Genomic DNA, 20,533 nt, shown 5'->3' on the forward strand with positions numbered 1-20,533 from the left:
CATCTCTCCTAATCATCCACTCGATAAAAGACACCTTGGCTAAAGCTTTCTGTCGTTGCAACACTCTGGGTAGTAAAAATCCTATCCTTGCTAGTGTCCGTCTGATCGCAATGCCCTTCTAAAAATCCATAAGTATTCTGTACCCCTTTTGGAATCAGCAAAGTTGGTATGGTAGGTGACGCCATAGCATTTGGATTGGTAATTCCTGCTAAAAGAACTTCACCTTCAAACTTGGCATTTTGTACATCAACAAAGGCAGTATTGCCACCACCATTTACAGCCACATTTCCTTGACTATCAATCTCAATCCGATCACCGCGTTCATTGACCCACTCTCCTTCCAAACTAGAAAAGTTTCCAGCTAGGATTTGTTCCAAATTCATGGACTGGACACCATCTGTTTGATCTGAACTGCTCATTTCTGTTTCTGATTCTGTTCTGTCAATCTCAAATTCTTCCCAGTCAAATTGATTAGGATCTAGAATTTCTGACTCTGTCTTTCCAAAAACAGAAACAAGTTCATCTCTCATATGAAAATCTTGCGCGACTCCCTCAATCAATTGACCATTTGCATCTAACTTATTAAGCGTACCTACGGCATCTCCTGTCCCTGAACTCCAACCATAGCTAATAAATTCCCCATCATTGAACAACGCCACTGCGCTCCTTGCACCACCATGTCCAGCCACAAAACCTTCCGCCAACAATGAAACCTGACCATCAATAATCGCGTAGAATCCCGTTACAAATACTGACCCGTCTGTATTTTCAGATCCGATAAACAGTTCATGCTGACCATCCTGATTAAGATCATAAAAGGCATATCTTAAATGGGGAGCAGTTTTTACTGCACTTTCCATAACCCAAGAATTCATCGGAAACTGAAGTTCATTCAATACCGTTAGCACACCATCTACATTACTTGGATCAGCTGTAGCTGCAAATTCCACGATTTTCTGATAGTCAGCAAAGACTGCCTGATACAACTCTTTATCGTCTATCTTTAGCTCACTTGAACTGGTAGAACTTTCCTGACTTGTCGAAGAAGAGTTCTCTGTTTCAGCCGGAATGTTGGATTGAGCACAAGCCGATAAAGTCATCAAGCACACCAGACCTAGTAAAAAATGTTTTTTCATTCTAACCCCCAAAATAAAATATGCACCGACAAAAAATCGAAATCTTTTGTTAAACTCTCGGACTCTCTACATACGACATACTTCCAAACGCCAATTTCCTTTTTCAATAATATCTAAATATTGATTTTACCACTTGACCCTTTTCGCTTTTTAAGGTACAATATTCTTTGTTATGGCGGTATAGCCAAGTGGTAAGGCACGGCTCTGCAAAAGCTTGATCGTCGGTTCAAATCCGTCTACCGCCTTTATTATAGGATTTTATCCGAATTTATACAAGTCAAAAGCTCGATTTTTCGGGCTTTTTTGATTTTTTATTCGGTTAAATTCGGTTAAGTTTGGTAAAGTTGGTGGGCAAATGGTGGGCAAATTTTTCTTTGATTTATTAAAATGACTCTATTTACTCTTGCCATTTATCCCCAATCGACTTATACACAAAAAGCCCTCGGATTTCTCCAGAAGGCTCAATTCAACATACAATGATAGCGGTTGGGCGGCGCATCCAACATCTCAGGTACCCTCACAGGTGCGTCAGGATCCTTTCTGACCTCGTCATCATCCCAATACCTGGCTCTCCACTATATAGTATAGGAGCGCCAAATCCGTCAATTCCCTCAGCTGCAAGCCTGTCAATTCGAACCATTTGTCCAATCGGTACAGCAAGGTATTCCTATGAACAAACAAACTTTGCGCCGCCTTGGTCAACACTGCACCATTGTCCCAAAGTGCACGAATTACATCTTCCATCTCATGTTTCGCAATCATATCCGATAAAATGCGCATGATCGCCTTGTCCTTAGCCCCATCCAAAAAGAACAATTGACTAAAGGTTAAAAAGCTAGCAGAAAGATTCTTTTGCATCCAACTACGGAATAAATCCATTTCAGCCCTTATGGCATCTGGCCACCATTCTTGAACCTGACCCGGCCAAATTTGCCCCAGAAAAGCAGTCATCTTTATGCCAAAGTCATATTCCATGACTCCAATTGTATCTCTGAGAATCTCCTGATAGTCAATAAAAGGACGCTGATCCATGATAAATACAAAATAATCCGATGCTGAGGCATAGTGACTAACCAAATTCGGTAACAAGGTTTCCATGAATTCTAACCAGGCCTGCACAACCTCCTCGCTGGGATTGGACCATAACTTTATTTGAAGGACCTGCAACTGCCCAACCGAAGTCGGCATCGGACCTTGCCCATCAAAAAAATCTTGCCACGGAGCGCGAGGAATATTGTCCTGATTTTCCTGCAGAAGTTCCAACAAATAGCGCTCTCTATCTGTCAGACTGTTTAATTCTAGATTCAAGAAAAACCGTTCTCCCAAGCTCAAACTAGCCATCCCCTCCCTTTTCTGAGGAGAATCAGCAAGTGATGCCGTCGGAAAATATTGCTTTAACTTATTCTTATCCACACTTGCCTCCATGAAATAGTCCCTAGTCACTCTCCACCTGCGCGATACACCAAGCCACCAGCTCCTCCAGGCGCTCCAACTGATCGGTCATGTGCAGGTATCCCAAAACCGCCTCGAAACCTGTGGACATCCGGTAGGTCACTACATCTGCATTCTTGGCCTTGGTGTGGCTATTGGCATTGCGGCCTCGCTTGTAGATTTCTTCCTCTTTTTCGGTCAATAGCTGAGCTTCTAAGAGGGCAGAGATCAGACTTGCCTGAGCCTTGGCCGAGACGTATTTGTTAGCCTCACCGTGCAATTGATTGGGCTTGGTCAGCCCTTTGAAGATCAAGTGCCGTCTGATATACATGGAATAGACAGCATCCCCTTCAAAAGCCAGGGCAATTCCATTGATGAGATTGACATCTACTGCCTTAGTCACGTGCCCACCTCACACCATCTTTGGTATCCAAGAGCTTGATGCCCTGGGCTGCCAATTCATCACGAATACGGTCAGCCGTCGCAAAGTCCCGATTGGCACGCGCTGCTTGACGCTCTTCTATCAAGGCTTCAATCTCGCTGTCCAAGACTTCTTCTTCAAAGACAATACCAAAGACGGCGAGCATCTTGCCAAAGGCTTCTTTTACAGCTTCATCGTAATTGCCTGAGTTGATCCATTTGGCAAAGTCAAAGATAGCCGTAATCCCATTTGCCGCATTGAAATCATCATCCATTGCCGCTTCAAAGGCCGCCAGATGTAATTCAAGAGCTGACTTATCCACAGAGTTTTGCATAGGTTGTGTATAAGTATTTTTCAGATATTTGAGATTGATTTCCGCATCTGAAATCGCCTTTTCTGTATAGTTAAGCGGACGACGGTAGTGCTGGGTAGATAGGAAGAATCGCAAGACCTGACCATCAATTTGTTCCAACATATCATGTGCTGTCAGGAAATTGCCCAAGGACTTGGACATCTTCTCATCATTGATGTTGAGCATGGCATTGTGCATCCAGTAGTTGGAAAAGGTTTGACCTGTCTTGCACTCTGACTGGGCAATCTCATTGGTATGGTGAGGAAATTCCAAGTCCGCACCACCACCGTGAATATCAATGGTAGCTCCCAAAATCTCTGTCGCCATGACCGAGCACTCAATATGCCAACCTGGACGGCCTGCTCCCCAAGGACTTTCCCAAGATACTTCACCTGGCTTGGCAGTTTTCCACAGGGCAAAGTCGAAAGGATGTTCTTTCAGCTGACCTTCTCCCTCAACCCGGCCAGAAGCCCCAGCCTCCAAGTCAGACAGGGTTTTGTTGGCCAAACGAGCATAGTTTTCAGCCTTTTCCACACGGAAATAAACATCTCCAGAAGCTTCATAGGCGTAACCCTTATCAATCAAGACCTGCACAAAAGCAATGATTTCATCCATATAGTCGATTACCCGAGGGTTTTTGGTAGCTCGCTTGACACCTAACTTTGCCACATCTTCCTTGAAGGCTGCTATAAATTTATCAGACAGTTCCTTGGTTGTCATACCAGCTTCATTAGCAGCTTTGATAATCTTGTCATCCACATCTGTAAAGTTGGAGATGTAGGTCACATCAAAGCCACGATATTCAAAATAGCGGCGGATGGTATCAAAAGCCACAACGCTACGGGCATTACCGATATGGATATAGTTGTAAACCGTCGGACCGCAAACATACATCTTAACCTTACCCTCTTCCAAGGGCACAAAGTCACGCAGACTGCGGGTCATGGTATCGTAAATTTTAATCATAGTTTCTCCATTACTTCTGAGTATTCTTTAGGACTTGATACTTTTGATACAATTTTACTAGCCAATAAGCTGTCGCGGCCAACCAAATCATCCCTAGCTGCCAGTTTCCTTGGGAAAATTTAAGGATAAATAGAATTGTTCCACCGATGGCGGTCAACACATAAGGCCAGTTTTGTCTTACTAATTTTTTTAACATGATCTACTTTCTAATGTTCTTGCAATGGCCATGGCCACTTCAAAGAAGGTCATACTGTCAACCGTCCGTTCTTCCCGACGGGCATCCCATTCATTCTTGTGGTGGTCCACATAGTCCGCCGTGTAGAAAAACTGATAGACCTTGGCCTGACGATAATTGGCCCAAGCCATGATAGCAGAAGCCTCCATATCGACGACCATAGCACCAGCCGCTAGGCGGCGTTTGACCTTGGCAGCCGTTTCCCGATAGAAAGCGTCCGTGGTCCAGGTCTTGGCCCACACGTATTCGATTCCTGCTTGGTCCAAGGCCTTTTCCATGGTCAATAGCAGAGCAGGGTCATAGCTGATTTCCTCGCTAGCAGGAGCGTAGTGGTAGCTAGTTCCCTCATCCCGAAGAGCAGAGCTAGGAAGGATAATCTTATCCGCAGCAAGCGACTTATCCAGCACACCGCAGGAACCAAGAACTATAAAATTCTCAAAGCCACAGGCTTTCAGCTCTTCCAGATGACCAACTGCCATTGGAGCACCGATTACTGCCAACATGACCGCAACCTGCAGTCCATCTCTTTCCAAAATATACCAAGGATGACGACCATTTAGGGTCTGTAAATGACCACCTTCTCTGCTCTCAGGTAGCTGACGGACACAATCTACAATTTCCCCATTGAAGGAGAAAATCATGGTCTCACATACCTCACCGCCACCACGGATAGCCTTATCCGTCGGTTCAATAACAGCAGAGGTGTTTTCAAATTCTTCTAGTAGCATATCATTCTCCTTTTGGGTCTAGGTAAACTACTTGTGTCTGCTTTGTAAAACCGATAGTTTCATACAGCCGCTTAGCGATGAGGTTGTCATCTTCGACAGCGATTTGAAAAGGTTTGTCGTTTTTCCTGATAAGGTCATTGATGACAGCTTTGACTAAGTAAGTGCCGTAACCTTTTTGTTGCTGATCTGGTGCGATAGCTAAACCGTAAAGATAGTTATCATCGGTCGATATATCTACTGTGCAAGAGCCGATAACCGCTCCGCTATGTTCCAAAAGATAAAGCAAGCTGTCTGCATCAGCGATAGCCTCACGTGCGTAACGAAGAGCCACCTCATAGTCGCTATCAAAGACCTTTGTCTGGAAACACGCAATGTCGTCTGCATGGTGAGCCTGTGCCAAACTTACTGTGAGTTCAGCCTGTTGTGAGAACTGATAAGGCTCTCGCTCACGTCCCAGCCATGTCTCAGTATCCGTATCTTCGACCAAGTTCCATGCTGTCACAAGGTCTGGGTGCTTGTCCAGAAAGACACGTTCGGTCTGAAAGGTCACACTAGCGATAGGATAGTTTGCCGTCTTCATCTGGTAGCAATCATAAAGCTGGCGTGCCAGACCCTGTCTGCGGTAGTCTGGGTGTACGAGAATTGCAAGTTCTACATCCTCATCATCGGCATACACAGTCAAGAGCCCCACCAACTGTTCGCCTTGATAGGCCAAGAAAAAAGCTGGCATTTCAGGGTCAAAGTTGAGCATATTTGACAGGTAAGGGTCACGATAGGTTCCGTCATGGGATTGTACAGTACTTATCAGAGTTTTTGCTGCAGATAACTGCTGGGAATTTAGGACATTAGTGGCTATTATCATGCTTATTTTTCCTCTCTATGGCTAAATCACATAGAACTTACCATATGTGACTTTCCTACAAATGCGACGAACGGTGACTAGCCTCTCTCAACTCTGCTAATTTAGTCGTGTAGTGTTCACGGCCACCTTCCATGTCATGAATGACCTTCTCATCTTTTTGACCGTGTACACGGACGATTTTGGCTGGCATACCGACCACTGTCACATCTGCTGGAACATCGGCTAGGACAACGGCAGCTGCACCCACTTTAGCATTTTCCCCAATCTCAATAGGGCCAATGACTTGGGCGTGAGCAGAAACCAGAGCCCCTTTTCGCACAGTCGGATGGCGTTTGCCACAATCCTTACCCGTACCACCAAGCGTCACCCCGTGGTAAAGCATGACACCTGATTCAATAATGGCGGTCTCTCCGATAACCAAACCAGCTCCGTGGTCAATGAAGACCCCTGAAGCAATCTCAGCACCTGGATGAATTTCAATATTGGTCCAAAAACGCCAAAATTGGCTGTGCATCCTAGCTAGTAATTTAAAGCCTTTTTTCCACATCCAGTGGGACAGACGGTGGGCAGCCAAGGCCTTGACACCTGGGTAGGTCAAAAGAACTTCCAAGGTCGTCCGTGCTGCCGGATCTTTTTCTTTTACAATCTCAATGGTGTCCTTCCACCAACCCATAGTCACTCCTTCTAGCGAGAAGACAAGCCCGCTACCGAACTTGTCTACTCAGCTTATTTCTTTTCAACCTTGTGGAATTTGAATTCGCCAAAGTTGTTGTCTTTTTTCTCTTTGTGGTCTCTTGGACGGCGAGGTTTGTCAGAACGCTCGCGTTTTTCTGGCTCCACATAACCTTCTGGTTTTGGAAGAAGAGCCTTCATAGAAGCGTCAATACGTCCTTTATCATCAATCTTGATAACTTTGACATCAACAATATCACCAATTTCAACCAAATCTTCTGGTTTATTGACACGGGTCCAAGCCATTTCAGAAACGTGAACCAAGGCATCTGTCTTGTCAAAGAGGTTGACAAAGGCACCGAATTTCTCCAAACGAACGACTTTTGCTTGGAAGACTTCGTCCACTTTTGCCTCGCGAACAAGACCTGCGATGATTTCTTTGGTCCGCTCAATCGCATCGCGATCTGGTGAGAAGATAGCCACAAGACCGTCTTCGTCAATATCGATTTTCACGCCAGTTTCTGCAATAATCTTATCAATAGTTTCGCCACCCTTACCGATGACAATCTTGATCTTATCTACATCAATCTTGATGGTATCAATCTTCGGTGCAGTTGGTGCCAAGTCAGGACGAACTTCTGGGATAGTTGCTTCAATCACATCGAGGATTTCAAAGCGAGCTTTCTTAGCCTGTGCCAAGGCTTCTTCCAAGATTTGCGGTGTGATACCGTCGATCTTGATGTCCATTTGAAGGGCTGTGATACCGTCACGGGTACCAGCTACCTTGAAGTCCATGTCGCCAAAGTGGTCCTCAAGACCTTGAATATCAGTCAGAACAGTGTAATTGGTACCGTCTGAGATCAGACCCATGGCAATCCCTGCAACTGGTGCCTTGATTGGTACACCACCTGCCATGAGGGCAAGGGTACCAGCTGTGATAGAAGCCTGTGATGAGGAACCGTTTGATTCCAAGACTTCTGCTACCAAGCGGATAGCGTAAGGGAACTCTTCCAAGCTAGGCAAGACTTGCTCAAGGGCACGCTCACCAAGGGCTCCGTGACCAATCTCACGACGACCAGGTGCTCCATAACGACCAGTTGAGCCGACTGAATATTGTGGGAAATTGTAGTGGTGCAAGAAGCGTTTCTTGTACTCATCATCCAAACCGTCGATGATTTGGGTTTCACCCATTGGTGCCAAGGTCAAGACAGAAAGGGCTTGCGTTTGACCACGAGTAAAGAGACCTGAACCGTGAACGTTTGGCAAGAAATCTACTTCTGCGTCTAGCGGACGAATCTCATCCACACGGCGACCATCTGGGCGGACCTTGTCTTCTGTAATCAAACGACGAACCTCTGCGTGCTCCATGAGTTCCAAGATTTCATGAACGTCACGCATGATGCGGTCAAATTCTTCGTGTTCAGCGTATTTTTCTTCGTAAGCTGCGATGACCGTTTCACGCACCGCATTGGTCGCATCTTCACGGGCCAATTTTTCTTCTACCTGCACCGCTTTTTTCAAATCGTCATTGTAAGCTGCAACAATCTCAGCCTGCAATTCTGGATCCACTTGAAGAAGCTCCACATCTGCTTTTTCCTTGCCAACTGCTGCTACGATTTGATTTTGGAAATCAAGCAGTTCTTGAATGGCCGCATGACCTTTCAAGAGGGCTTCCAACATGATGTCTTCTGACAATTCTTTGGCACCCGATTCAACCATGTTGATAGCGTCCTTGTTACCAGCCACTGTCAAGTCAAGGAGGGACTCTTCCATCTGAGCCTTGTCAGGGTTGATGATGAGTTCACCGTTGACATAGCCGACCTGCACACCTGCGATTGGGCCGTTGAATGGGATGTCTGAGATTGCCAATGCCAATGAAGAACCAAACATGGCTGCCATTGGAGCAGAAGCATCTGGATCGTAAGAAAGCACTGTGTTGATGACTTGGACTTCGTTACGGAAGCCTTCCGCAAACATTGGACGAATCGGACGATCAATCAAACGGGCTGTCAAAGTCGCATCGGTTGATGGACGGCCCTCACGCTTCATCCAGCCACCTGGGAATTTCCCAGCAGCGTACATTTTCTCTTCATAGTTGACTTGGAGGGGGAAGAAATCACCCGTCGCCATTTTCTTGGACATAACTGCCGCAGTCAATACTGTTGAATCGCCATAGCGAACGACCACCGCACCGTTGGCTTGTTTGGCAACCTGGCCAGTTTCAACGACCAATTTCTTACCAGCAAAAACCGTTTCAAATACTTGTTTTGACATGAATTGTCTCCTATTTTTTCTGAAATTTTTCTTGCGTGTTTTCTACAAAAGACAATCAAACAAGCTTGTTTCACTCTCTTTTGCACAAAACCACGCATACCTCATATTTTATCATATTTGATGGAAAATGTGGGAAATTGAGAAAGTAATTTCTGCTAAAATAAGTTGAAAAACGAATGAGTAACTCAAAAAAGAGAAACAGAACTAAAAATCAATACCTTACACAACCTAAAAACGCGGAAAAATGAGAAAACGGGAAAACAAAAAAGAACCTGAAAAACAGGCTCTTGCTGAATTGAACTTCGGCTAGAAGCTGTGCGAAATAGATAAATTTTTGACAAGTAAACTTGTTGCAAAAATTTCCTAATTTCGCTGTGCTTCTCACGCCTCCGTATCTTATCTTAACGACGGAGTCCGAGTGAGTGAATCAATTCACGGTAACGGTTTACGTCTGTGCGGCGTAGGTATGCCAACAAGTTACGACGGCGACCGATTTTTTTCATCAAACCACGGTAAGTTGCGTGGTCTTTTTTGTGTTGTTTGATGTGGTCGTTAAGGTGGTTGATTTCCCAAGTAAGTACTGCTACTTGTACTTCAACTGAACCTGTGTCGCCTTCATGACGAGCATATTGTGCCATGATTTCATTTTTTTTCTCTTTTGAGATTGCCATGATATGTTCTCCTTTGTTTTTGAGCCTAATCCGAGTGACAGGTTGGCGACCTGTAACCAAGAAAAAGCTAGATTTGTCCTTTTGGACCTCATTTATTCTATCAAGGAATATCTCTTTTGTCAACTGATTTGAAAAATAGCTGAGCTGCTCTGCTATTTTTCCAAAAGACCTGCTTGTACCCTTGTGATAAGGGCATTTCTCCAAGCCTCCACCGCATCGAGATGCAGGGCAAAATCAAAATCCTTGAGGTTGACCTGAACCTGCAAGCTACCCTGCTGGTAGCGGGCCATGAAGAGGATTTGATCCAACCCCTGGCCCAGATACCAAAAGATTGCCTCCACCTTTGGGTTATCTGCCACATCTTCCTGCAATTGGGCCGCCACTTTCTCCAGACTAGCCTGGCTAGTGTCGAAAATCCGACCATAGGCATGTTCTGCCGTCAGATCTGTCTGGTACCAGATGTGGAGGGTGTTGCTGTAAACTTCTTTAGCTAATTCTTTCATGTTTGCTCCTTTTCACCCCTACTATATCATAATTCACCAAAAAGCCAGCTAGAGCTGACTTTCTGCTTGTATATCATCACATTTACTCAGCCTTTTCTGCCTTTGGCAAGATAAGGTTGAGGACGATGCCGACAATGGCTGAGAGGGCTGTTCCTGACAGAGTGATGGCACCGATGTTAAGCACTGCACCACCGAGGCCCAATACCAGCATTGAGCTTGCAATAATCAAGTTACGAACTTGACCGAAATCAACACGGCTTTCAATCAAAACCTTCAAACCGTTTGAGGCGATAACACCGTAAAGCAAGATAGACATACCACCAAGAACGGCACTTGGAATGGTTGAGATAAGGGCTGTAAATTTACCCAAGAATGAGAAGGCAATGGCAATCAGGGCTGCGTTACGGATAACAGATACTGATGCGATGCGGGTCATACCGATAACCCCTGTGTTTTCACCGTAGGTCGTGTTAGCAGGTCCGCCGATAAAGGCAGATACGGCAGTCGCCACACCGTCACCAATCAAGGTACGGCTGAGACCTGGATCTTTCAAGAACTGGCGACCACAGATTTGGCTGAGAACCGTGTGGTCTCCGATATGCTCTGCGATGGTCACCACTGCGATTGGCAAGATGGCAATCATTTCTGGACCGAAGTAGAAATTGTAGGATTTGAAAGTACCTGTTTCAAATGGTAGATAGAAACCTGGTAATTCAAACCAAGCTGCTTCCAAAACGGGTGTAAAGTCAACTAGTCCGAGGAAGATGGCAATCACGTAACCACCGACAATGGCAATCAAGAAGGGAACAATCTTGGCGAAGCCTTTCCCTTTGGTATTGACAAAAGCCGCAATCAAGAAGGTAGCAATAGCCGCTACGACATTTCTCCAGTCACCGTCTGCGACAAAACCTGCTGAAGTCACGGCAGAGTTGGCGAGACCCAGACCGATAACGATAATCATAGGTCCGATAACAACTGGTGGCAAGAGACTGTCAATCCACTTGGTGCCGATAACTTTAACAAGTGCAGCAATCAAGACATAAATCAAGCCGACAAAGAGAATACCTGTCTGCGCAGCTGACACATCGCCACCCATTTCCTTGATAGCAAGAGCCATAGCTGAGATGTAGGCAAAGGATGAACCCAAGTAAACCGGCACCTTAAACTGTGTCGCTACTTGGTAAATCAAAGTCCCGACACCTGAGGCGAAGAGGGCAACCGAAACTGGCATGCCGAGGATAAGCGGCACCAAAATCGTCGCACCGAACATGGCGAATACATGCTGGAAACTCAACAAAATCCCTTGAAGCGGGGCTGGTTTCTCATGGACATCAAACAAAAGATTGGCTTTTGTACTCATAAATCTCCCATTCTGGGCACACAAAAAGACCCAGACTTTCTAAATATACATAGTCATAGGCCCTTAATGAATTATCCTGTTGTCTTTCTCACCTCACGGGATGAGTTTAAAAACCTACGCTTTTGGTATTGTAGCATAAAGAGATAGTTTTTGGCAAGGAATTTTCGAGACTTTTTAGCGTTGCTCGGGAAAATAGCAGAGCAGTAACCTTAGCTATCACCTGCATCTCTTATCCGTTTCTTAATCTTCTGGCTAAACTCAATCATCCTCCGCTTTTCGTCTGGCCATATTTTAGTCACACGGTCCACGGCAATAATAAACACAATGACCACCGCATAGTCTTTGGCACTATCAATCACACCTAGGTTTTCCAAAATAGTCAAGAGCAGGTAAAAGCTAAACAAGATGGTCCGTTTGGGCAGAGCCATCAGGAATTCAACTCCAGCCTTGTAGCCCAGATAAATCTGCCGATTGAGCCCTCTGGCTTTTTCCAAACGACGATTTAGAAAGGAACGGATACGACTATAAAACCAATCGGACGTAAAAAAGAGGGACTGAATGGCGATAGCAATAAGCGCCAGATTGTTAGCATGTTTTTCAGTCATACCAGACACTCTGGCAATGATGTAAGTCCAATCCCCGTTATCAATCCACATCCAAATTGAAAGATAAACAACAGCACCTGCCACCACAATCAAGGGAAGAGCACGAAGGTATTTAAGCATGAGCAACTACTCCACTATCTTTTTTTCTATTATCAACCAAGAAACCAAACAAGTCAAGAAAAAAGAAGGAGACATCCCCCTCTTAAAACTTCCCTAGATTGGTCAAGTCTTTTTTGTCTGGCATAACTTCCTTGTTGTCCCAATGCTCGACAATTTTTCCGTCATTGAGGCGGTAGATGTCAAAGTGGGCGTAATCCTGACCTGCAATCCAGACTTTTGAATAAGCCACCACATAGTTACCCTGTCCCATCACTTTGAAGACAAAATCGTAGTTAATAGCCTTATCGACCAGATAGTTTTTATAGGCCACACCGCCTTGGGCAATCTCTTGGTTGTGCTGAATCAGGTCCGCTGCCACATAGTCGTCAAACTTGTCGATTTCCCCATTTTGAAGGACATCGACCAAGAAACGACGGACAATTTTCTTGTTGTCCTCGGTCTTGTCTAGGTCTGTCAACTCAAAGTCGGCATAAATCGGGTCTGTTTGGCCAATGTTTTTTGGATAGGCATCAATAACATCCCAATGCTCGACGATACGGCCGTTTTCATCTGAACGGAAAATGTCCGCCGTCACCCACTCATCCTCACCGTCATTGAGTTTCTGGTGGACATGGACAAAGACAAAATTTCCGTCTTCAATGGCACGAACAATATTTATTTCCCGCTTGGGATTGCGTTTGAAAAAGTCCTCAAAGAAAGTCGCAAAGCCCTCTTTCTCATCAGGCACACCCGTACTGTGCTGGGTGTAAGTAGCACCCATATAGTTTTCATGGACTTCCTTGATTTCCCCGTCGCGAATGCCACGGAGGTAAAGATTTTTAGCATTTTCTAGTTGATGTGACATGATTTTCTCCTATTTTAGTAGATTTTCTTTCTCGAGGTATTCCCTCGCCACTTGCTCTGCCGACTTGCCTTCCACATCGACCGCATAGTTCATCTGGGTCATTTCCTCGGTCGAGATTTTGCCTGAAAGAACCCCCAAAACTTGCTCCAACTCAGGGTATTTCTCTAGGGTTTCTTTGGACAATAGCGGAGCGGCCTGATAGGGTGGGAAAAGCTCTTTGTCGTCTTCCAGGATTTTCAGCTTGTAAGTGACCACCTTGCTATCTGTCGAGAAGGCCTCGACAATCTGTACATCTCCGTTTTTAATGGCTTCGTAGCGAAGGGCAGGCTCCATGGTTTTAACAGTAAGATTGAGCCCGTACAGATTGGTCAGACCGACATTCCCGTCCTCACGATCATTAAACTCCAAAGAGAAGCCTGCGACAGCTGTCTGCCGCACTTTTGCCAAATCCGAAATCTTTTCAAGACCATGATCTTGAGCATAGTCTTCCATCACCGCCAAGGCAAAGGTATTTTGAAAATCCGTCGGAGCCAAATAAACCAAATTATCCTGCTCCAAAATCGCCTCCTTGGCGTAGCTGTAAACCTCCTCAGGATTGTTGGACAGATCAGACGGTGGACTAGTCAAAAGAGTGGTCGTAATGGTGCCAGTGTACTCTGGATAAATATCAATCGAGCCTGACTTAAGGGCTTCGTATAGGAAGCTGGTCTTGCCAAAGTTTGGCTGCAGCTCCACATCGATATCTGTTTGATCTTCAATCAAGAGCTTGTACATATTGATAAGAATTTCAGGCTCTGCCCCTAGTTTCCCAGCGATGACTAGCTTTTTCGATGAAGACTGGTTGAGCGGAACATAGCTAACTCCGACTGCCAAAAGTGTCACTAAGAGAGCCACCAGAATGGTACGAGGCTTCTTGTCCTGCAAGAACTTGATGACCGAGCCAAAGAGGACTGCCAAGACTGCCGACGACACCGCCCCAATCAAAATCAGGGCCGAATCATTGCGGTCAATTCCAAGGAGGATAAAGGAGCCCAAACCGCCCGCACCGACCAAGGCAGCAAGCGTTGCTGTTCCAATAATCATAATGGCTGCCGTCCGAATGCCAGACATGAGAATAGGCATGGCCAGAGCCAACTGGAATTTACGCAGTTTTTCCAGCTTGGTCATTCCAAAGGCTGTCGCAGCCTCTTCTAGCGAGGGATCGATTTCCGAAAGTCCGGTCAAAGTCCCCTGCAAAATGGGGAAGATGGCATAAATAACCAGGGCCACCACCGCAGGCAGCGTTCCGATACCCATAAAGGGAATAAAGAGCCCCAGAAGTGCCAAGGAGGGAATGGTCTGGAAAACGCCTGTCACCTGCAAACTCCACTCGGTCAGCTTTTTCTTGTTGGACAAGACCAAGCCCAGTGGCACCGCAATGGCAATGGCGATAATCAAGGCCAGAAGGGAAATCCGCAGGTGCTCAAAGAGGGCAGTCAGCCAGTCCGACTTGCGTTCTAGAAAGGTTGCAATCAACTGATCCATTAGGCACCTCCCCGATTTTTCATAAACTCGCTGACAAAGGCATTGGCAGGCTGGTTGCGGAGTTCATCAGGTGTCCCCAGCTGAACCACTTCCCCTGCCTTCATCAAGCAGATACGGTCTGCCAGCTTGACTGCCTCGTCCATATCATGCGTGACGAAAACTGTTGTCATCTGGAATTCCTCGTGCAAGTCTTTGATTAAGTCCTGCAACTGCCCTTTACTAATAGGGTCTAGGGCTGAAAAAGGCTCATCCATCAGCAAGACCTTGGGGTTGGCAATGATGGCTCGCAGAATCCCAATCCGCTGTTTTTCTCCTCCAGACAAGTCCTTGGGCAAGCGGTCCAAATAGCTGTCCGGCTCCAAACCCACCTTGGTCAAGAGTTCCCTGGTTTTGGCTAAGATTTCAGTCTTGTTCAAACCCTTCATCTCAGGGATGAGAGCGATATTTTCAGCCACGGTCATGTTTGGAAATAAAGCAATCTGTTGCAGGACGTAGCCGGTCTCCAAGCGTAGCTCACGTAGGTCAAAGTCTTTCAGCCGCTTGCCCTGAATCCGAATATCTCCGTCTGTCTGCTCAATCAGGCGGTTGATCAGTTTCAGCGTCGTTGTTTTTCCGCTCCCGCTTGGTCCAATCAAAACAAAGAATTCTCCCTCTTGAATGTCAAAGGTCAAATTTTTCAAGATTGGCCCGCTGACCTGACAGGTCAGGGACACATTTTGGTACTCAATCATTGGTTTCTCCTCCTAAGATTTCCGTCAAGGCCTGTCCATAGCGACCAAAGAGGTCCAGTAACTGCCCCTGTTCTTCCAAGCTGAACTGGGACAGGGCTGTTTTTTCTGCCTCTTCCAAGGGATCCAAAATCCGACTGGCATAGACACGGCCAGCCTCGGTCAGTTTGACCTTCTTCTGCCGTTTGTCTGCTGGATTTTCCTCAAAAAAGACATAGCCCTTATCAAGAAATTTCTTAATAGTCGCATTGACCACTTGCTTACTAGAGTAAGTCTTCTTACTGACCAAATTCTGTGTCAAACCTCCGGGATTATAATAAAGCCACATAAGGATCGATAGGCACTTGCCGTTGAGGCTCTGCCGCCGTGCATAACCCTCGTAGAGCCCGACCTGCTGGTCAAAGATACGGGCCAAGTTCTTACTCCGCTGTCTCAATTCTGTCATCGTCTTCCTCCCTATTGAGCACAATCACCTTGCCAAAAGCCTCCGCCCCCTCTAAATAGCGGTGAGCCTCCTGTATGGTATCCAAACTAAAAATCTTCTCAGGCCCAACTGGCACCCGATAACGAGCTAGGTAGTCAAACATCTCCTGCAACTTGTCCTGATTGACATTGCCCGAATAAAAAGTAGTCAAATAGACATTCTGCCGCAACTGCTCAATGGGGTCAAAGTCCTCCAGATACCACTTGCCACCCAGCTGCCCCGTCGAGCAGCTGATACCACCCTCCTCCAGATGAGCCAGGGAATCCGCTAGAGTAGCAGGACCAACCAGCTCAAGAATCTTGCTGAAGGTCAGGTCCGTCTGCAATCGCCCCTCTTTTTCGAGGATGACTTGGCTGAAACCAGAGGCAAGCAGCTGATCGGTCTTTTCTAGCTTGCGGACAGAAGCGTAGATAGGTAGGTCTGGAAACTGGCTCCGCACCAATTTGACAAAGGCCTGTCCAACCCCGCTAGCCCCCGCACGCACCAAGATTCGATCTGACGCTTCCAGCTTGAGATTTTTCATGGAACCGTAGGCAGTGTAGTAGGTTTCAGGGACGCTAGCTAGCTCCGCCCAATCCAAATCGCTCTGGACAGGGTAGAGGATTTGATTAGGCACCAAGGCATACTCTGCGTAACCACCGTCAAAGGCTCGACCCAGCTCACCCATGATGGATACAACTCTTTGTCCAACTGGCAACCTGTCTGGCTCCGTCGTTTCCTCAATGACGCCGACCAATTCAATCCCTAAAATTCTCGGAAAGACAACACTTGGTGACAGACCCTGTCTAGTAAAAATCTCCGAATGATTGATACCAAAGCCCTTGATGTTTACCAAGGACCAACCTGGTTTCACCTGCGGTTTGGCAACTTCTTTTACTTCCAAAACCTCTGGCCCACCAGCTTTTGAAACCACAATAGCCTTCATAGGAACTCCCTTTCATTAGTCAATCTTTTTTACTATTATAACAGAAAAAGAAAAATAGTCAAGTTTTTTGACTATTTACTTCCCAGTAATTCTAAGCTGTTTTCTATTTTTAAGACTTGAGCTCAGCCTCTTTTGTCAAACTGATTTCATTTTGACAAACTACTTATTTTTCCTTCAAGACAAGATTCAAGACAAGTGCAGCCAGGGTCCCTGTTGAAATACCTGATGAGAAGACCATTTGAAGAGCCGACGGAAGATGACTCAATAATTCTGGACGAACGGTCACTCCAATCCCCAGCGCAAAGGCAATGGAAATAATCAAAAGCTCTCGGTCTCCAATTTTAATCGTTGCAAGAGTCTTAATCCCTTGGGCAGCAACCAAACCGAACATGATAACCCCAACACCACCAAGAACAGGCTGCGGCATGATGGAAATCAAGGCAGATAATTTTGGAAAGACACCAAGTAGGGTCAAGATAATACCTGCTAAAATCATAACATGACGACTAGCAACTTTTGTCAAAGTAATGAGGCCAACGTTTTGTGAGAAGGCTGTATTTGGACCAGCACCAAAAATACCTGCAATTAAGGAACCAACACCATCTGCCAGAACACCATTTGCTGCCCGCTCAGAAGAAATCTTTTGATTTGAGGCTTCTCCAATGGCCATCATAATTCCGACCGTACCGATCAAGGATACGACATAGGCTGGAATGAAGGCTAGAATAGAAGATAGGTCAAATTTTACACCATGATGGAAAATTTTAGGAAGAGCAAACCAGGCTGCTTCTCCAACAGCAGACATATCTACTTTTCCAAGCAGAATACAGAGGACATATCCAAAGACCATACCGAAGAAGACTGACGCTGTTTTCAGCATTCCTTTACCATAATGATTCAATGCCAGAGTAAAGACCAAGACGATAAAGGCAATACTGATATTTTCAACTGAAGCGTAGTCTGATGCGCCAGCTCCACCAGCTGCCCAGTCCATACTCACTGGCATGAGGGTAATACCGATGAGGGAAACAACAGTCCCCGTAATCAATGGCGGAAAGAAGCGCATCAAGGGTTTGACAAAACGACTGAGAGCAATCTCTACAAATGAACCAGCAATGGTTGCTCCTACAATACCAGCAATTCCCAACTGACTACCAACGCTGATTGCTGGATTGGCAAAGGTAAAGTCCGTCCCCATCATACCAGAGACACGTGAACCAATTGGCCCCAAACCTTTAGATTGCAAAATGGTGGCAATCCCAGCAACAAAGATAGAGGCTGATACCATAATAGAAGTATCTTCTACCGATAAGCCCAAGGCACTTGCAACGACAAGAGGCACTGCGATAATTCCTGCAAAAGCTGCTAAAATATGCTGAAAAGCAAGCAAAACAGCCATCCCTTTTGGTGGTTGTTCATCAATTCCGTAAAGCATCTCCGAAGAATGTTCATTTGTTCTTTTCTGAGACATGATTTCTCCTTCATTATTCCTAAATAATGCTATTAGTCTATCAGAAAACACAACCATTTTCAATACATTTTGTTATAAATAGCACAAAACGTTCGTGTTCTTTGGCTGATTTTGTCAATATATACAATATTTCAACCCGAAAATTCGTTTATTGTTTTGATTTTATCAAAAAAATGCTATAATACACAAAAGTAGCATTTGGAGGAGAAGATAAACATGAAAGCTTTGGAAGCACGCATTTTAAAAGACGGTCAGGTATTAGGAGAAAACATCTTAAAAGTTGACTCATTCTTGACCCATCAGGTTGATTTTCACTTGATGAAAGAAATGGGGCAGGTCTTGGCAGATGCCTATCGCTCTAAAGAAATTACCAAGGTTGTCACGATCGAAGCCTCGGGTATTGCACCAGCCGTCTATGTTGCAGAGAGCTTAGATGTGCCAATGATTTTTGCTAAAAAACATAAAAATATTACCATGACCGAAGGCATTTTGACCGCCGAAGTCTATTCATTTACCAAGCAAGTTACTAGCACCGTTTCTATTGCTAGTAAGTTTTTGTCGCCTGAGGACCGTGTTCTAATCGTTGATGACTTTTTGGCCAATGGCCAGGCTGCTAAAGGGTTGATTGATATTATCCAACAAGCCGGAGCTCAGGTAATCGGGGTTGGTATCATCATCGAGAAATCCTTCCAAGATGGCCGCCAGCTCTTGCTTGATGCTGGTGTACCTGTTACTTCTCTCGCTCGTATTGAAAAATTCCAAGATGGACAGGTTGTTTTTGCAGCTGCGGATATTTAAAAGGACTTGCTTCCAATCGGGAGCAAGTCTCTTCTATTTATCTATAATTCCACACCAAAGACTTCTAATTGCTTTAATTCGGCAGCAGTCAACCTGCGGTATTCTCCAAGCGCTAATTTTGGATCTAAGCGAAGTGGCCCCATGGTCAATCGTTGCAAGTCTGTCACAGTCTTTCCACAGGCCTGCACCATGCGTTTGACCTGGTGAAATTTCCCTTCTCGGATGGTGATGTCAACGAGCGAGGTCTGCTTAACTTCATCCATCTCCAAGATGGTCAACTGGGCTGGTTGACAGGTAAAGTCTTTCAGCTCAATTCCTGCCGCAAATCGTGCGACATCCTCTTGGGTCATGATCCCGTCAACCTGTGCACGGTAGCGTTTGTCCACATGTTTTTTCGGAGAAAGCATGGCATGAGCCAGCTGACCGTTGTTGGTCAAGAGGAGCAAGCCATGGGTATCAATGTCCAGGCGTCCAACTGGAAAAACTTCCTTCTGGCGAGCTGTATCATCTAGCAAGTCCAAAACAGTCCGATGGCGGTCATCCTCGGTGGCTGAAATAACTCCCTTGGGTTTGTTCAATACATAATAAACAAATGTTTCATGGCTCAAGACCTGACCTGCTACTGCAATCTGGTCTTGTTTTTCGTTAATTTGCTGTTTGGGTGATGTTTCAACTTGGCCGTTGACTGTGACTTGCTTGTTTTTCAGCAATTTCTTGACTTCTGTCCGACTGCCAACACCGCAATCCACTAAAAATTTATCTAATCGCATACGAGTTTCTTTTCCATTTTGATATATTCTGCTTGCTTTTCTCTTTCTGCAAATCCAAGAGCATGAAAGAGTTTTTGGGCAACTTGATGAGAGCTAGCAACTGTCAGTTTGATACTAGCTGGCTGAACATGCACTACTAAATAGTCTTCAATAGCCTGGTAGAAAGCTCTGCCATTTCCCTGACCGGTCAAAGAAGGTTTCATGCCCAAACGAATGTCAACGGTCTCGCCATCTTGGTCCATACAGAAATAGCCCATGAGGGCGGCATTGCGGATGACTGCAAAAAAGCGGTCCCCACGCGCCTCTGGTAAAATCATCTCAGCATAAGTCTCGGGGTTTGCACTAATCGTATAGGCATCCAAAGGTGGTTGATAGCACCATTGGTTAGCAATTTCCAATGCCAGATCCTGGGGCAGGGGCATGATGTAAAAATAATCCATCTTCCGAAAATTTTTAGACAAGTTTTTAATCCTGCGGTTTTGGGTGGCATAATTATCTGTTTGATAAACATAATCCACATAGCCTAGCTGATAAGAGGGAATCATGTCCTTAAAAATCAATTGAACATCCTCTGGAAAACGGAGTATTAATTCATTTAAGCGGTTGTTTTCTAACATAAGAATATTATACCAAAAAGGAGCGGAAATCCGCTC

Annotated in this window: 22 protein-coding genes and 1 tRNA gene; 2 read left to right on the top strand and 21 right to left on the bottom strand. The window is 45.4% G+C overall.

Annotated elements, in window-relative coordinates; genetic code table 11:
* Positions 1–8: 8 nt before the first annotated feature.
* Positions 9–1,136 (bottom strand): DUF6287 domain-containing protein, encoded by a 1,128-nt coding sequence (locus ACHBID_RS07740; RefSeq protein WP_105160309.1) that lies wholly within the window; start codon positions 1,134–1,136, stop codon positions 9–11.
* A 174-nt stretch (positions 1,137–1,310) separates the two neighbouring features.
* On the opposite strand from ACHBID_RS07740, the gene ACHBID_RS07745 reads away from it, so the two are divergent.
* Positions 1,311–1,381: transfer RNA gene (locus tag ACHBID_RS07745), tRNA-Cys, on the top strand.
* A gap of 307 nt (positions 1,382–1,688) precedes the next feature.
* On the opposite strand, the gene ACHBID_RS07750 is transcribed toward ACHBID_RS07745, so the two are convergent.
* From ACHBID_RS07750 to ACHBID_RS07835, 18 genes are all read right to left on the bottom strand, one after another.
* Positions 1,689–2,549 carry a helix-turn-helix domain-containing protein gene (locus ACHBID_RS07750; protein WP_161943060.1) on the bottom strand — a complete coding sequence of 287 codons (861 nt, stop codon included), beginning with the start codon at positions 2,547–2,549 and terminating at the stop codon, positions 1,689–1,691.
* Between the two features lie 22 nt (positions 2,550–2,571).
* Positions 2,572–2,970, bottom strand: coding sequence for a Mini-ribonuclease 3 (locus tag ACHBID_RS07755; protein ID WP_394731992.1), 399 nt, complete (start codon positions 2,968–2,970; stop codon positions 2,572–2,574).
* Entirely contained in the window at positions 2,963–4,306 is a 1,344-nt protein-coding gene (cysS, locus tag ACHBID_RS07760; protein ID WP_394731989.1) for a cysteine--tRNA ligase, read from the bottom strand. Before cysS ends, ACHBID_RS07755 begins: the two co-directional genes overlap by 8 nt.
* A 10-nt stretch (positions 4,307–4,316) precedes the next feature.
* Positions 4,317–4,502 (bottom strand): hypothetical protein, encoded by a 186-nt coding sequence (locus ACHBID_RS07765; RefSeq protein WP_024418656.1) that lies wholly within the window; start codon positions 4,500–4,502, stop codon positions 4,317–4,319.
* Positions 4,496–5,269 (bottom strand): nucleoside phosphorylase, encoded by a 774-nt coding sequence (locus ACHBID_RS07770; RefSeq protein ID WP_394731987.1) that lies wholly within the window; start codon positions 5,267–5,269, stop codon positions 4,496–4,498. The genes ACHBID_RS07765 and ACHBID_RS07770 overlap by 7 nt, the downstream gene beginning before the upstream one ends.
* Position 5,270: 1 nt before the next feature.
* Positions 5,271–6,131 carry a GNAT family N-acetyltransferase gene (locus ACHBID_RS07775; RefSeq protein WP_394731985.1) on the bottom strand — a complete coding sequence of 287 codons (861 nt, stop codon included), beginning with the start codon at positions 6,129–6,131 and terminating at the stop codon, positions 5,271–5,273.
* 55 nt (positions 6,132–6,186) lie between these two features.
* Positions 6,187–6,804, bottom strand: a complete 618-nt coding sequence (cysE, locus tag ACHBID_RS07780) for a serine O-acetyltransferase (protein WP_024383941.1) — start codon at positions 6,802–6,804, stop codon at positions 6,187–6,189.
* A gap of 53 nt (positions 6,805–6,857) precedes the next feature.
* The gene (pnp, locus tag ACHBID_RS07785) at positions 6,858–9,077 is read right to left on the bottom strand and encodes a polyribonucleotide nucleotidyltransferase (RefSeq protein ID WP_248042577.1); all 2,220 of its coding nucleotides are present in this window, start codon (positions 9,075–9,077) and stop codon (positions 6,858–6,860) included.
* A 401-nt stretch (positions 9,078–9,478) separates the two neighbouring features.
* The gene (gene rpsO, locus ACHBID_RS07790; RefSeq protein WP_002938849.1) at positions 9,479–9,748 is read right to left on the bottom strand and encodes a 30S ribosomal protein S15; all 270 of its coding nucleotides are present in this window, start codon (positions 9,746–9,748) and stop codon (positions 9,479–9,481) included.
* A gap of 152 nt (positions 9,749–9,900) precedes the next feature.
* Positions 9,901–10,251 (bottom strand): hypothetical protein, encoded by a 351-nt coding sequence (locus ACHBID_RS07795; RefSeq protein ID WP_105111390.1) that lies wholly within the window; start codon positions 10,249–10,251, stop codon positions 9,901–9,903.
* Between the two features lie 82 nt (positions 10,252–10,333).
* A complete protein-coding gene (locus ACHBID_RS07800) occupies positions 10,334–11,611 on the bottom strand; it encodes a uracil-xanthine permease family protein (protein WP_394731983.1) in 1,278 nt (425 codons plus the stop codon).
* Positions 11,612–11,820: 209 nt separating this feature from the next.
* Complete coding sequence (locus ACHBID_RS07805; protein WP_394731981.1) at positions 11,821–12,336, bottom strand: hypothetical protein; 516 nt, start codon at positions 12,334–12,336, stop codon at positions 11,821–11,823.
* Positions 12,337–12,418: 82 nt separating this feature from the next.
* On the bottom strand, positions 12,419–13,180 hold the full coding sequence (locus tag ACHBID_RS07810) for a nuclear transport factor 2 family protein (RefSeq protein WP_394731979.1): 762 nt from the start codon (positions 13,178–13,180) through the stop codon (positions 12,419–12,421).
* A 9-nt stretch (positions 13,181–13,189) separates the two neighbouring features.
* Positions 13,190–14,704, bottom strand: a complete 1,515-nt coding sequence (locus ACHBID_RS07815; RefSeq protein ID WP_394731977.1) for an ABC transporter permease/substrate-binding protein — start codon at positions 14,702–14,704, stop codon at positions 13,190–13,192.
* Positions 14,704–15,435 (bottom strand): ABC transporter ATP-binding protein, encoded by a 732-nt coding sequence (locus ACHBID_RS07820; RefSeq protein WP_318823762.1) that lies wholly within the window; start codon positions 15,433–15,435, stop codon positions 14,704–14,706. The genes ACHBID_RS07815 and ACHBID_RS07820 overlap by 1 nt, the downstream gene beginning before the upstream one ends.
* On the bottom strand, positions 15,428–15,877 hold the full coding sequence (locus ACHBID_RS07825) for a MarR family transcriptional regulator (RefSeq protein WP_318823763.1): 450 nt from the start codon (positions 15,875–15,877) through the stop codon (positions 15,428–15,430). Before ACHBID_RS07825 ends, ACHBID_RS07820 begins: the two co-directional genes overlap by 8 nt.
* Positions 15,852–16,841: a zinc-binding dehydrogenase gene (locus ACHBID_RS07830; RefSeq protein WP_394731974.1), complete on the bottom strand. Its 990-nt coding sequence runs from the start codon at positions 16,839–16,841 to the stop codon at positions 15,852–15,854. Before ACHBID_RS07830 ends, ACHBID_RS07825 begins: the two co-directional genes overlap by 26 nt.
* A 163-nt stretch (positions 16,842–17,004) precedes the next feature.
* Positions 17,005–18,312 carry a nucleobase:cation symporter-2 family protein gene (locus ACHBID_RS07835; RefSeq protein ID WP_394731972.1) on the bottom strand — a complete coding sequence of 436 codons (1,308 nt, stop codon included), beginning with the start codon at positions 18,310–18,312 and terminating at the stop codon, positions 17,005–17,007.
* A 216-nt stretch (positions 18,313–18,528) separates the two neighbouring features.
* Here ACHBID_RS07835 and ACHBID_RS07840 point away from each other — a divergent pair, with 216 nt between their 5' ends.
* A complete protein-coding gene (locus ACHBID_RS07840) occupies positions 18,529–19,110 on the top strand; it encodes a xanthine phosphoribosyltransferase (RefSeq protein ID WP_105179248.1) in 582 nt (193 codons plus the stop codon).
* Between the two features lie 41 nt (positions 19,111–19,151).
* Here ACHBID_RS07840 and ACHBID_RS07845 read toward each other — a convergent pair whose 3' ends face one another.
* On the bottom strand, positions 19,152–19,880 hold the full coding sequence (locus tag ACHBID_RS07845) for a pseudouridine synthase (RefSeq protein ID WP_394731970.1): 729 nt from the start codon (positions 19,878–19,880) through the stop codon (positions 19,152–19,154).
* Positions 19,871–20,497 carry a GNAT family N-acetyltransferase gene (locus ACHBID_RS07850; RefSeq protein ID WP_394731968.1) on the bottom strand — a complete coding sequence of 209 codons (627 nt, stop codon included), beginning with the start codon at positions 20,495–20,497 and terminating at the stop codon, positions 19,871–19,873. The genes ACHBID_RS07845 and ACHBID_RS07850 overlap by 10 nt, the downstream gene beginning before the upstream one ends.
* Between the last annotated feature and the right edge of the window lie 36 nt (positions 20,498–20,533).

The organism is Streptococcus sp. A25, from assembly GCF_043674095.1.
Lineage (GTDB): Bacteria > Bacillota > Bacilli > Lactobacillales > Streptococcaceae > Streptococcus > Streptococcus suis_V.

Excerpts from the sequence above, each read along its gene's own strand:
- ACHBID_RS07840 (WP_105179248.1), top strand. The coding sequence starts at position 18,529 with ATGAAAGCTTTGGAAGCACGCATTTTAAAAGACGGTCAGGTATTAGGA.
- ACHBID_RS07740 (WP_105160309.1), bottom strand. The coding sequence starts at position 1,136 with ATGAAAAAACATTTTTTACTAGGTCTGGTGTGCTTGATGACTTTATCG.
- ACHBID_RS07805 (WP_394731981.1), bottom strand. The coding sequence starts at position 12,336 with ATGCTTAAATACCTTCGTGCTCTTCCCTTGATTGTGGTGGCAGGTGCT.
- ACHBID_RS07830 (WP_394731974.1), bottom strand. The coding sequence starts at position 16,841 with ATGAAGGCTATTGTGGTTTCAAAAGCTGGTGGGCCAGAGGTTTTGGAA.
- cysS (WP_394731989.1), bottom strand. The coding sequence starts at position 4,306 with ATGATTAAAATTTACGATACCATGACCCGCAGTCTGCGTGACTTTGTG.
- pnp (WP_248042577.1), bottom strand. The coding sequence starts at position 9,077 with ATGTCAAAACAAGTATTTGAAACGGTTTTTGCTGGTAAGAAATTGGTC.
- ACHBID_RS07815 (WP_394731977.1), bottom strand. The coding sequence starts at position 14,704 with ATGGATCAGTTGATTGCAACCTTTCTAGAACGCAAGTCGGACTGGCTG.
- ACHBID_RS07775 (WP_394731985.1), bottom strand. The coding sequence starts at position 6,131 with ATGATAATAGCCACTAATGTCCTAAATTCCCAGCAGTTATCTGCAGCA.
- cysE (WP_024383941.1), bottom strand. The coding sequence starts at position 6,804 with ATGGGTTGGTGGAAGGACACCATTGAGATTGTAAAAGAAAAAGATCCG.
- ACHBID_RS07770 (WP_394731987.1), bottom strand. The coding sequence starts at position 5,269 with ATGCTACTAGAAGAATTTGAAAACACCTCTGCTGTTATTGAACCGACG.
- rpsO (WP_002938849.1), bottom strand. The coding sequence starts at position 9,748 with ATGGCAATCTCAAAAGAGAAAAAAAATGAAATCATGGCACAATATGCT.
- ACHBID_RS07765 (WP_024418656.1), bottom strand. The coding sequence starts at position 4,502 with ATGTTAAAAAAATTAGTAAGACAAAACTGGCCTTATGTGTTGACCGCC.
- ACHBID_RS07795 (WP_105111390.1), bottom strand. The coding sequence starts at position 10,251 with ATGAAAGAATTAGCTAAAGAAGTTTACAGCAACACCCTCCACATCTGG.
- ACHBID_RS07810 (WP_394731979.1), bottom strand. The coding sequence starts at position 13,180 with ATGTCACATCAACTAGAAAATGCTAAAAATCTTTACCTCCGTGGCATT.
- ACHBID_RS07820 (WP_318823762.1), bottom strand. The coding sequence starts at position 15,435 with ATGATTGAGTACCAAAATGTGTCCCTGACCTGTCAGGTCAGCGGGCCA.
- ACHBID_RS07845 (WP_394731970.1), bottom strand. The coding sequence starts at position 19,880 with ATGCGATTAGATAAATTTTTAGTGGATTGCGGTGTTGGCAGTCGGACA.
- ACHBID_RS07850 (WP_394731968.1), bottom strand. The coding sequence starts at position 20,497 with ATGTTAGAAAACAACCGCTTAAATGAATTAATACTCCGTTTTCCAGAG.
- ACHBID_RS07825 (WP_318823763.1), bottom strand. The coding sequence starts at position 15,877 with ATGACAGAATTGAGACAGCGGAGTAAGAACTTGGCCCGTATCTTTGAC.
- ACHBID_RS07800 (WP_394731983.1), bottom strand. The coding sequence starts at position 11,611 with ATGAGTACAAAAGCCAATCTTTTGTTTGATGTCCATGAGAAACCAGCC.
- ACHBID_RS07835 (WP_394731972.1), bottom strand. The coding sequence starts at position 18,312 with ATGTCTCAGAAAAGAACAAATGAACATTCTTCGGAGATGCTTTACGGA.